Origin of the sequence: Anaerobium acetethylicum (genome assembly GCF_900096945.1) — a bacterium.
Lineage (GTDB): Bacteria > Bacillota > Clostridia > Lachnospirales > Lachnospiraceae > Anaerobium > Anaerobium acetethylicum.
Genome location: NZ_FMKA01000006.1, coordinates 79,886 through 91,733 on the forward strand (window position 1 = coordinate 79,886; position 11,848 = coordinate 91,733).

Genomic DNA, 11,848 nt, shown 5'->3' on the forward strand with positions numbered 1-11,848 from the left:
GATGGCGGGAAGACAGCACAGCATTGATAAGCTGCTTAGACTGACTCCAGAGGAAGCAAAGGTGTTAGCGATAAAGGCAAAAGAGGCAGGTATGTCTGAGTCCGCTTATCTTAGACTTCTTATTGACCAGAAACCAAATGATTATCCAGAAATACGCAAGATGCTAAAGGAATTGATTAATGAGGTCAATCGAATTGGTGTGAATATTAACCAGATTACTTACAATAACAATACGGAACTTTACTCAAAGGAAGATAAAGATAGCTTAACAGCGTATATGCGAAAGCTGAATTTGGAGGTTAAAAAGGTGGTGGAGCAGATTGGCAATTAGCAAGATACTATATATGAAAGACTGTGGTTCTGGTTTTCATGGCAGACATTTAAAGACAGCACTTGAGTATGTTATGAATCCAGAGAAAACACGGGATGGAAGGCTGATTGGAGGAATCAACTGCCAGCCAGACAATGCTTTTGAACAAATGAAAGCAACAAAAAGAAAGTTTGGAAAGATTGATAAGCGTCAGGGTTATCATATTATTTTATCTTTTAAGGAAGGTGAAATTGATTCTGATAAAGCTTATGAAATAACCAGACGATTTGTGGAAGAATACTTGGGCAAAGAGTATGAGGCAGTGTTCTGTGTTCACGATAACACGGACCATATTCATTCTCATACAGTATTTAACAGTGTTAGCTTTGTAGATGGGAAAAAGTATCGTTATGAAAAAGGGGACTGGGCTAAAGAAATACAGCCTATAACCAATCGCTTATGTGAGGAATTTGGCTTATCTACGATTGATATTGAAACAGATAAGAATGAAAAGCACGAATACTATCATGAATGGAATGAGTATCGAGATGGTAAATTCGTGTGGTCAGATATGATAGTAAGAGATTTAGATGCATGTATTTTGCAGGCTGGTGATTTTGAACAGTTTTTAGAATTGCTTCATGATAAAGGGTATGAAGTGAAGCAAGGAAAATATCTTGCCGTAAAGCCACCGGGGATGAATCGTTTTAAGCGATGCAAGACACTCGGCGAGAATTATTCGGAGGAGAGGATTCGTGAAAGAATACCCACCGAAGATTTAGCTTTCTATCAAGCTATGAAACAAGAGATACAGCCAGAAATTGTGAAGTGCTATGTGAGACGGTATCGCAGAGCAAAGATGTCTGGTATTCAGAAAAGATATTATGCGAAGCTATATCGAATCGGAAAACTAAAGAAAAAACCTTATAGTCAGGCTTGGAAATATAAGAATGACATAAAAAAAATGCAGAAGTTACAACAGCAGTATTTGTTTTTAGTAAGGCATAATGTTCATAATGTAGTAGAACTAGCAGCAACAGTTGATAATTTGACTGGTAAGAAGAAGGAGGCATCCACAGAAAAAAGCAGAGTATATCGTTCTAGAGAAAAGTGTAAAACGATTTTTGCGATTGCTGATGATTTAGAGGAGTTAAAAACAGCGGAAAATAGTTATCTGAATGGGGATAAGTTCTTTGAGGAAGAGCATAATCAGTGGATAAATCTAATGAGTCAGTTACAACAAGAGGGATATTCCTTAGAAGAGGTGGAGCAGCTTAAAGAGTATTACAGGGAACAGTATTCGATTGTCAGTAGCAAGGAGAAAGTAGTATTTAAAGAACTTAATCTTGGAAAGTCGATAGTGAAAGATATGATTTCTGATAACGAGGATAGAACTATGATTGAGGATAATACAAAGAACAAAATAACAGAAAGAACTAAGCAGAAGCAGCCAATTCGTTAGGCTGTTTTTTTAGTTGAAGGAGGTTTTAGAATGGACAACATTAGGAGAGGTAACATACTTAAAGAAATCAAAAATGCAAACCGTTTTGAAGATGATGTGTATCTTCTTGTTGAAGAGGATTTGACTTTTGGACTTGAAAAGGATCAGATTGATTTGTATTTGAAAAAGAACTTCAAGCTATCTCAAATGAAGGTGTTATCTAGTTATTTGAGAAAGGGAATAGATGTGGAATTTGTGGAACTGGTTGCAAATCATCCAGAATTGACAGGATATCAGGTGCAGGTTGCTTTGGATTTCTTTCAAAAGGGTGTTCCCATAGCAACAATAGAAAGCTCGGTTGGAAATAAAAGTAATGTTGCTGAAATGAAGGAATTATTTCAGTCGGTGTTAGAAAAGGCAAAAGCAGCCAGGGTAGGAGCAGAGGATGCTCCTGCATATGTAAAGGAAATGATGGAGCAAATGGCAGCATCTATTGAGAAGATTCAGTATCAGGAGCAACGCTATGATGAACTGAATAAGAAGCTGACAATCTTTGAAAGCACTAAGCGAGATGAGGAAGTCAGAGATAATCTGCTACAGAAGTACAACGATGCGGAGTCGTTGCTTAATTCACAGCAGAACAAGTTAAATCAAGCAGATTCTACGATAGCAAGACTTCGTGAACAAATCACGGATAAAGAAAAGGAGATGAAAAGAATGCAGACACGCATAGATACTTTAGAGGATAAACTGCTTGCAAGAGCAGATAAGCCAGAAAAAGATACACCAGTTGTCGCAAAAAAAGCGATAGCAGACAGCGAACCAGAGGATACAACTGTAAAAGAGGAAAAACAGGCTGCATCTAATATCACAGCTCCAATTCCAGAAATGTTTACAGGTAGCAATGCAATCCCAGTTTATTATCAGATGCCAGTAGTTGATGCTCAGGGAAGAATGGTGCAGAGAGTTCCAGTAGAGAAAATTATTAGAAAAAGTGAAACAGGTGTTGCTGCACTGATCGGAAGGCTTGGTTTTAAGAAAAAGAGCAGACAGGATATTGTGAAACTTGTTGCATCGGGAGATTTAGTTCCAGCACAGCTTATCCAGATAAAGACTGGTATGGAACGAGGACTTACTGAGGGGCAGCTTGTAGAACTAATTAACAACAATGTATCAGCAGAAAAGATGAAGGAAATCATTGAAATTGCTGTACTTGAAAACAGTATGGATTATTAGGAGGATACTATGGGATTATTGATGATAAGCGAAACCATAAATGATATATGTAAGGTATCACATTCATTTTCTAATGAAGAAAAGGAATTTATCGTGCAGTTTGCTTTCAAGACTTCGGACAAAGAACTTACAAATAAGTTGATTGATGAACTGGTAGAATCGGTGGATGAAACGGATTCCATACGCATTATGGAGAAATATTCTGTGATGTATGATGTGAAGCCAACTTGGGTAAGCCAGATTGAGAATTTGTTAGTTTCTATTGAGATGTATCGTATCCAGGAGCAAAAAGCGATAACAAGACTTTCGGAAGTATTGGGTGCGTATGGAATTGATGTATCTGAAGATGAGGTAAGAACGGCAGATTCTGAAAGTATCAAGGCAAAGATTGCTGAAAGTCAGAGAGAAACAGAGGAACAGGAGGAAGAAGAAGCAGACAAAAAGTCTGTTGAATCTGAACCGAGATGCACATTGAGAGAACCAGTATTGTAGGAGGGATGACAGATGGCAGAAGAAATTCAAGAGGCGGTACAGATTATCCGTGTCGCATATGATGGTGTAGAGATTGCTATGAAAGTAGGCAGTGGTGGTATTAGCGCCATGCAGAAAGCAATTGATGTCTTAAAGGGACTTCTCGATTATGAGAAATCTTTAGGAAAAACATCAATGAGAAAGTTATTGATGAAGGGTGGAGATTTGCAGGTATTGCAGTTTGAAACCAAAGATATGAAAAAAGTTCAAAAACTGGCTAAGAAATATGGGATTCTATATTCTGTATTACCGGATTTGAATCATAAGGATGGTATGAGCGAGGTTATTTTCCACACGGAAGCAGTTCCTAGAGTAAATATGATCCTTCAGAAACTCAGTTCAGGACGTATTGCCACCTTTGATGATTACTTGAAAAACGGGGATGAAAAGCAGCTGGGAAAGTTGATGGATTTTCTTAAGAATCAAAAAATGGGAAACGACATGGTCCACAGTGAGGATGGAGTGAAAGTAAGTACTGTTATGGATGGTCTAATTGAAAAAGTTGGATTATTTGCGATGGGCAAACAGAGTATCAGTGTGGACAGTGTAAAGGAGAATTTCAGTATTGATAATTCTCAGGCAGAAAGTGTTATTAAGCAGCTTGAAACCATTGGTGTTCTTGGTACAAAGAATGCTTCTGGTGAGCATAAGGTCATTATGGACAAGGAAGCGTTCTTAAATCGAGTGAGAGGATATCAGTGCCTTGCCGAAAGAATGAGAGCAGTTTCTGCTTCTAAGAATATGAACTTATCCGATGTCACAATCAGCAAGAATCTTATTGTTGAGGAAAATGAACATGCAGTAAAAACCAGAGTACCAGGCACTTGGGGAGATAACGCAAGATTCGTGTGGCTGAATAAGGAAAACATTATGGAGATTCATAATGGAAAGACAATGCTTACCTTTATCGACAGCAATAAGAACTATAAGATGTACGATTCACAGAATCGAGTGGTAGAGACGAAGCGAGGGGAAGAACTATATACACATTATGATAAAGTGGAATCCAATTTGCGTGAGAAGTATGAGCAGACTAAGACAGAAACTAGAGGCGAGCGTGGAAAGGCGGGAGAAACTAAGACTACCACGAAGTCCACTACTACGAAGACAACCACAACAAGAAAGAGGTAGAGCCTATGCAGACAAGTAAAAAGAAACCATCGGTTCTCTTTCTTCTACTTGGAGCATTAGCAGCATGGTATCTTGGATATCTGATAGGTGGAGCATGGGAAGATGGCATAGAGTTTAATGCCTTCCTAAGTAGATTCAATGAAGTATGTGCTGTACCATATGGCAATTACTTCAATCAATATACAGTAAAAGCAGTAGCCATTGTGTTGGGAATATACGCAATGGCTATTGTTATGTATTACACCAGTCAAAGAAATATGATGCCGGGAAAGGAATTTGGTACAGCAAAACTAGAGACACCACAGAGAGTCAATAAGGTTCTTGCAGATAAGGATGAGAATTTCAATCGTATTCTAAGCCAGAATGTAAGAATGTCACTTGATTTCAGAAGATTGAAACTGAATGGAAACATTTTGATATGTGGTGGTTCTGGTGCTGGTAAAACTTTTTATGAAGTAAAGCCAAATCTGATGCAGATGCCTCATAACTGTTCTTTTATCTGCACCGATCCAAAGGGAGAAATCCTTAGAAGTACAGGTGGAATGTTAAAAAAGAACGGGTACAATGTGAAAGTTATTAACCTATTGGAGATGGATAAGTCAGACTGTTACAATCCATTTTCCTATATCAGAGAAGAAACAGATGTTGTAAAACTGATTACTAATATTATCAGTAATACCACACCAAAAGGTGCTACACCATCTGATCCATTTTGGGAGAAGGCAGAGGGGTTATTTCTTCAGTCCATTTTCTATTATGTTTGGCTAGAAGAAAAACCGAGTAAGCGTAATTTTGAAACAGTGTTAAAACTGATTGGGGAAGCAGAGGTTGTAGAACAAGGAAAACAGTCGATGCTAGACCAGAGAATGTCCTATTTACAAAAAAATTCACCATTAGGTGCAAATCATCCAGCAGTTAAACAGTATAACAAGTGTATGCGTGGTGCAGGAGATACAGTTCGTTCCATTATTATCAGTGCAAACTCAAGACTTGCCTTCCTTGAGAATCAGCAGGTATTACGATTGCTATCGAAGGATGAGCTAAACCTTGCAGATATAGGCATTGGTGTAAATGGAGATGGGGAAACAAAGACAGCTCTATTTTGTGTAATACCAGATTCAGATAAGTCCTATAACTTCATTATCGGTATGCTTTATACGCAGATATTTCAGGAATTGTACTATCAGGCAGATTTTAACTGTGGTGGCAGACTTCCAATCCATGTCACCTTTATGTTAGACGAATTTGCGAATGTTGCATTACCAGATGATTACTGTTCGCTGCTTTCTACTATGCGAAGCAGGGAAATTTCAAGTATTATCATCATTCAGAACTTTGCACAGCTAAAGGCTTTGTTTAAGGATACTTGGGAAACAATCCCCGGCAATTGTGATACTTTTATCTATTTGGGTGGAAACGAACAATCCACTCACAAATATGTGTCAGAACTGCTTGGAAAAAGCACGATTGATAAGAAGTCGAGTGGAGAAACTAGAGGCAGACAAGGAAGCTCTTCAAGGAATTTTGATGTGTTAGGAAGAGAGATATTTACTCCTGATGAGGTAAGAAAGCTGGATAACAAGAAATGTATTATCTTTATCCGTGGTTTTGATCCAATTCTTGATAATAAGTATATTCCTTTCGCACATCCAATGTTCGACCAGACATCAGATGGAAAAGGTGAGCCTTATGTTCATGATGTTAAAGCGAATCAGAATCTGATTGGTCCACCTTTTGAAATTCTGTCTCAAAAGGCAATTGCACATTTTGAAAAGATGAAGGAAAAGGGAGAGAATATTTATATTGACGATTTGAAGTATGAGGAATTTATGCTGCTTGGAGAGGTTGAACTGAACCGAAGATTTAGCAGTCTGGAAGAAAAAGTTCAGAAGAATAAGTTAAATGAGGAGCAGGGAAACGAATTGGAGTATGCAGAGGAAATGACGGAGAATCAAAGAGTTCGTCCTAAACCTAAAGCAAGAAGGGAAGTTCCAGAATGGGAAGATAAGATTTCAAATCGAATCGTTCATTGGCATTATTCTGATGAACAGATACACGAGATGCAACAGGCACTTGAAGCAAAAGTATCAAAAGCATTGGTAATGCAGTATTTTTATCCTGATTATAGTGTGAAAGAAATGCGGGAAGTTTGGTATAGGAACGCTTAGATATGAAGGAGGTGGTTATCGCAGTAACGCATCAGGAAAAGCCTGATTAACCTAGGTACCAGGAGTAATCCTGTTTTGATAGAAACTAATAACAACGCAGATATGAGTAGATGAATGTTATCTATTCGGTCATTTTAGCCGGATAGATGATGTTCATCTTTTTATATCCGGCGTGACCTCTGCACCAGACTTTTAAGGAGATTTTATTATGCGTAAAAAAAGCACAGCAGTAACAGCAAACACATCAAACAAAGTAAACGGAGGTAACACAATGAAAGGATTTTATGGAAATGTTAAAAAGAAACTGATTCCAACAGTATTTGGAAGTGTAATGGCAGTCAGCCTTATGAGCACACAGTGTTTTGCAGCAGCAACAGGAACATCAGCTGTAACCCAGCCACTCGATAACTTAAAGACACTTGTAATCGCAGTCATCGGTGCAGTCGGTGTCATTATCTTGGCAAAAAACGTAATGGAGTTCGCTCAGGCATATCAGCAGCAGGATTCCTCTACTATGAACTCAGCATTAAAGGGAATTGTAGCAGGTGTTATGATGGCAGGTATCTCTACTGTATTAACATTCCTTGGCTTTTAGGAATTATGGGAAAAGCAAATGCGGGGCAGTCATGCCTCGCAGATATTAAGAAGGAAGGTGAATTACAAGTATGGATATATTCAAACTTGGAGACAAAATATTGTCTCTATTAGAAATGGTATTCGGCTTTTGGAACAACCAGATTTCACTTGTATTTTCAATGCTTGGACAGTCACCGGTTAACTTTAAGGGCGGAGGTCCCTGGGCAATTATTGAAGGGATAGAACCAATCTTTGTAGCGGTTGGTTCATCTCTGGTCGTCTTGTTCTTTGTTATCGGTTTCTGTTCGGAGAGTGTGGATGTAAAAGAGGATATGCGATTTGAAGTAATCTTAAGAATGCTGATTCGAGTGGGACTGGCAGAATGGTTTGTTGCCAATAATGTCACGATTATGAAGGCGTTTTTTACTTCCATTGGAAATTTGGTTAATCTGCTGACAGCAGGCACAACAACGACACTAAGTATTGATAGTGCACAGGCAGATATTATTAAGAATTTAGGATTTGGAGAGAGTCTAGTCATGTTAATTCTGGCAGCATTACTTTCCATTATTATCATTATCTGTGGCTTTTTCATTATTTACACAGTGTATTTCAGATTCTTAAAGATACTGATTATCGTGCCGATGGGAGCGATAGCGTTTTCTACAATGGGTGGAAACAGAACAGTAAGTCATACCGTAGTATCTTATTGCAAATATTTCTTATCTGTTGTCTTTGAGGCAGTCACTATGGCACTTGCAATTATTGTGTGTAATGCTTTTGTTAGTGCGGGACTTCCATCTTTTACAGGAAGTTATGCAGACTGGGCACAGACGCTCATTTATCTGTGTGAAATGACATTTACGATTGCAATGACAGTTGGAAGTGTTAAGGGAGCGCAGTCACTCACAAGCAAGGCATTTGGCTTGTAGAAAGGAGCGGCAATGGAATTAGATTATAAGACACAATGGGGAAGTACAGAAAAGGTAACGATTGATATTAACAGTTATCTGAATAATGGATGTCTTTATATTGGCTTGGTAAGCCATGAAGAAGGTTATCCAGAACCATTTGGTGATTTGACAGTCAATTTAGATGGACAAGTCCCTGATTACTGTGCCTATGTAGATTTAAACAATATGCCAGAACTTGAGAAGTTTATTGAAGAGAATCATATGGGCGAGTTTTCAGGACTTGTGAAACAGAGTGGATTTAGTCAGTATCCACTTTATATGTTTGATGCTGAAAAATTACGAGAATTATGTCCAGAGGGCATGAAGATGTATGAAGACAGTATCGGAGTAAAAAAGACACCAGAAGTAAAAGAGAAAGTGAGGTAGAAAGTAATGGTAATTGAGATTAACAAAGATATTGATCGTTATCAGGAATCAGTTGCACTTGGTCTTTCTGCAAAACAGCTTATCTTTTCTGTAGCAAGTGTGGCAGTTGGAGGCACATTGGTACTTCTTTTGTACCGATATATTGGTCTTACAGGAGCAGCTTATGTTGCAATTCCTTGTGTTGCACCAATCGCACTTGGCGGATTCTATTCCTATAACGGAATGGACTTCTATGAGTATATGGGAAAAAAGCTGAAGTTTATGTTTTCTAATAAACCTCTTACTTATCTGTCCACAGAGGGAGAACTTGCGATTGCAGAATATCGCATGGAGGAACTCTCCACAGGTAGGAAGAAAAAGGGGAAGCAGAAAGCTGTTAAGAAAGATACAGCAAAGGTAACTGAGGATAATAACACAAAGCAACAGGCAAAGAATACGGAGGAATTTGAAGCTATGAAGAAAAAGACGAAGAGAATGTTATTTGGACTGATTGGCGTTATCGTAGCAGCGGTAGCAGGAATCATGGCATATAAGTATATGCAGTAGTAACTAGAAGGAATACCTGACTTTTTAGTCGGGGTAATGTTGGCACTTGCCGGGATTACTCCGGCGGTGCTATATGCGAAAGCAGAAAGGAAGGTAAGAGCGAATGGGCTTATTTGGAGACGGATTCAAGGTGTTAAAGAAAGCAAGTGAACCTCTTTACAAGGCACCGAAATCCATACAGGAAACCATTGAAATTATGGCGGTAGCAGAGAATGGAATCTTTGAAGTGGCAAAGAATAGATATTCAAAGTGTTATCGTTTTCAGGATATTAACTACACCACAGCAACAGAGGATGAACAAATTGGAGTATTTGAGAGATATTGTAAGTTCCTTAATTCTTTGGATTGTAACTTCAAAATTACAATCAACAATAAGAATAAGAACATGATTGATCTGAGAGACAAAGTTCTGCTTGCTTACTGTGATGATGGTTATGACAGTTTCCGTAAGATTTACAATGACATCATTGAAGAAAAGATTCATGAGGGCAGACAGGGGATTGAGCAGGAAAGATACCTGACTGTCACGATCGAAAGAAAGAATTTCGAGGAGGCAAAGGCACAGTTTGCAACCCTTGAAGCAACCATTCATAAGGCATTTGTAGAACTTGGAGCAGAGATTGTTCCTCTTTCTGGAAATGAAAGAATTAAGGTGCTTTATGATTATTACCACTTAGGAGATGAGAACAGTTTCAACTTTGATTTGAAGGAAGCAAAGAAGGTAGGAGCGGATTTTAAGAATGATTTATGCAATGGCATGATTAAGTTCTTCCCAGACCACTTTGAAGATGAGAGCAAGTTCTGCAGAGCATTGTTTATTAAGAAGTATCCAAGCAGCTTGTCAGACCGATTCATCAATGAGATTACGTCACTTCCAGTACACTCTATGACGAGTATTGATGTTGTTCCAGTTCCAAAGGACTTGACCACAAAGACACTTCAGAAGAAATACTTAGGTATTGAATCTGACATTATCAAACAGCAGAGAGTTCGTAATAAGAACAATGACTTTTCTACTGAAATCTCATATGCAAAGAGAACAGAGAAAAAGGAAATTGAAGCAATTATGGATGATGTGCGTGAGAATGACCAGTGCCTGTTCTATGTGGGAGTCACCATTATTGTTATGGCGGAGAGCAAAAAGGAATTAGAAAGCATCTGCGAAACCATTGAAACCATTGGAAAGCGTAACAGTTGTACCATTGATGTGCATTATTTGAAACAGAGAGAAGCACTAAATACTACACTTCCAATTGGAGTGAGACAGGTAGAAACCATGAGAACTATGCTTACACAGTCACTAGCTGTTCTTATGCCATTTAATGTGCAGGAATTAAATGATGCTGGAGGTAATTACTACGGCATCAATCAGATTTCAAAGAACATCAATGTAGGGAATCGTAAGAAACTGATTAACGGAAACGGATTCGTATTTGGAGTACCTGGTTCTGGAAAGTCCTTCTTCTGTAAGATGGAGATGGGAAATGTATTCTTATCGGGTGATGATGAAATCATCGTAATTGATCCAATGAACGAGTATTTTGATATTGCACAGACCTATGGTGGAACTGTAGTAAATATGTCTACCTACACAGACAACTATGTGAATCCCCTTGCGATGGATGTATGGAACTTAGACCAGAACGATTCTAAGGGTTGGGTAAGAGAAAAGGGCGAGTTTATGCTTGGTCTTTGTGAACAGTGTATTGGAGATACTTTAAATTCCAGACAGAAATCAATCATTGATAGATGTGTAAGAAAACTCTATATCGACATTGCAAGAAGCAAAGAAAAGTATATCCCTGTTATGTCAGACTTCTATGATTTACTGTTACAGCAACCAGAAGATGAAGCGAAGGATATTGCATTGTCACTTGAGTTATTTGTATCTGGTTCCTTAAATATCTTCAATCACCAGTCAAATGTGGATGTAGATAACAGATTTACTGTATATGGAATCAGAGACTTAGGTGCAGAACTTAGTCCTATTACTATGCTTGTTATGATGGAGAGTATTCAGCAGAGAATTGTAGAGAATGGAAAAGCAGGTAAGGCAACTTGGCTTTATATTGATGAATTCCACGTTTTGCTTAACTCAGAATATTCTGCGAAGTATTTACAGCAGTTATGGAAAAAAGTGCGTAAGCAGGGAGGTTTATGTACTGGTATCACACAGAATGTCGTGGATTTATTACAGAACTATACAGCTACCACAATGCTTGCTAACTCAGAATTTGTAGCCTTATTAAAACAGGCAAATACAGACAGTTCTAAGATGGCAGAAGTAGTTGGTGTATCAGAAGCACAGCTTCGATTTGTAACAAACACTTCATCAGGTATGGGACTGATTAAATGTGGTTCAGTAGTTATTCCATTTGATAATCAGATCAGTAAGGATACCAACCTCTATAAACTTTATAACACCAATATCCATGAAAAGATTGCGGAACAGAAAGCAAAAGAGGCAGCACTTGCGAGAGCAAAAGGAATTGAAGAATAAGAAGGATATGCCACTAGGAGTAATCATGGTGGCATGTTTTATTTGGCAGGGAGGTAAGAACATTGAACA

The 11,848-nt window shown here is 38.3% G+C and carries 11 protein-coding genes; all 11 read left to right on the plus strand.

Annotated elements, in window-relative coordinates:
- Position 1: 1 nt before the first annotated feature.
- A complete protein-coding gene (locus BJR36_RS07425; RefSeq protein WP_091232285.1) occupies positions 2-331 on the plus strand; it encodes a plasmid mobilization protein in 330 nt (109 codons plus the stop codon).
- Positions 321-1,772 (plus strand): relaxase/mobilization nuclease domain-containing protein, encoded by a 1,452-nt coding sequence (locus tag BJR36_RS07430; protein ID WP_330387850.1) that lies wholly within the window; start codon positions 321-323, stop codon positions 1,770-1,772. Before BJR36_RS07425 ends, BJR36_RS07430 begins: the two co-directional genes overlap by 11 nt.
- A 30-nt stretch (positions 1,773-1,802) precedes the next feature.
- On the plus strand, positions 1,803-2,987 hold the full coding sequence (locus BJR36_RS07435) for a hypothetical protein (RefSeq protein WP_091232288.1): 1,185 nt from the start codon (positions 1,803-1,805) through the stop codon (positions 2,985-2,987).
- A gap of 9 nt (positions 2,988-2,996) precedes the next feature.
- A complete protein-coding gene (locus BJR36_RS07440; protein ID WP_242875490.1) occupies positions 2,997-3,479 on the plus strand; it encodes a hypothetical protein in 483 nt (160 codons plus the stop codon).
- A gap of 12 nt (positions 3,480-3,491) precedes the next feature.
- The gene (locus BJR36_RS07445) at positions 3,492-4,649 is read left to right on the plus strand and encodes a PcfB family protein (RefSeq protein WP_091232292.1); all 1,158 of its coding nucleotides are present in this window, start codon (positions 3,492-3,494) and stop codon (positions 4,647-4,649) included.
- A 5-nt stretch (positions 4,650-4,654) separates the two neighbouring features.
- Positions 4,655-6,817 carry a VirD4-like conjugal transfer protein, CD1115 family gene (locus BJR36_RS07450; RefSeq protein ID WP_091232295.1) on the plus strand — a complete coding sequence of 721 codons (2,163 nt, stop codon included), beginning with the start codon at positions 4,655-4,657 and terminating at the stop codon, positions 6,815-6,817.
- A gap of 208 nt (positions 6,818-7,025) precedes the next feature.
- Complete coding sequence (locus tag BJR36_RS07455) at positions 7,026-7,412, plus strand: hypothetical protein (RefSeq protein ID WP_330387851.1); 387 nt, start codon at positions 7,026-7,028, stop codon at positions 7,410-7,412.
- A gap of 70 nt (positions 7,413-7,482) precedes the next feature.
- On the plus strand, positions 7,483-8,325 hold the full coding sequence (locus BJR36_RS07460) for a VirB6/TrbL-like conjugal transfer protein, CD1112 family (RefSeq protein ID WP_091232298.1): 843 nt from the start codon (positions 7,483-7,485) through the stop codon (positions 8,323-8,325).
- Between the two features lie 12 nt (positions 8,326-8,337).
- Positions 8,338-8,733: a DUF4313 domain-containing protein gene (locus tag BJR36_RS07465; protein ID WP_091232301.1), complete on the plus strand. Its 396-nt coding sequence runs from the start codon at positions 8,338-8,340 to the stop codon at positions 8,731-8,733.
- 6 nt (positions 8,734-8,739) lie between these two features.
- Positions 8,740-9,279 carry a PrgI family protein gene (locus tag BJR36_RS07470; protein WP_091232303.1) on the plus strand — a complete coding sequence of 180 codons (540 nt, stop codon included), beginning with the start codon at positions 8,740-8,742 and terminating at the stop codon, positions 9,277-9,279.
- A 103-nt stretch (positions 9,280-9,382) separates the two neighbouring features.
- Positions 9,383-11,779 (plus strand): VirB4-like conjugal transfer ATPase, CD1110 family, encoded by a 2,397-nt coding sequence (locus BJR36_RS07475; RefSeq protein ID WP_091232307.1) that lies wholly within the window; start codon positions 9,383-9,385, stop codon positions 11,777-11,779.
- Positions 11,780-11,848 lie beyond the last annotated feature (69 nt).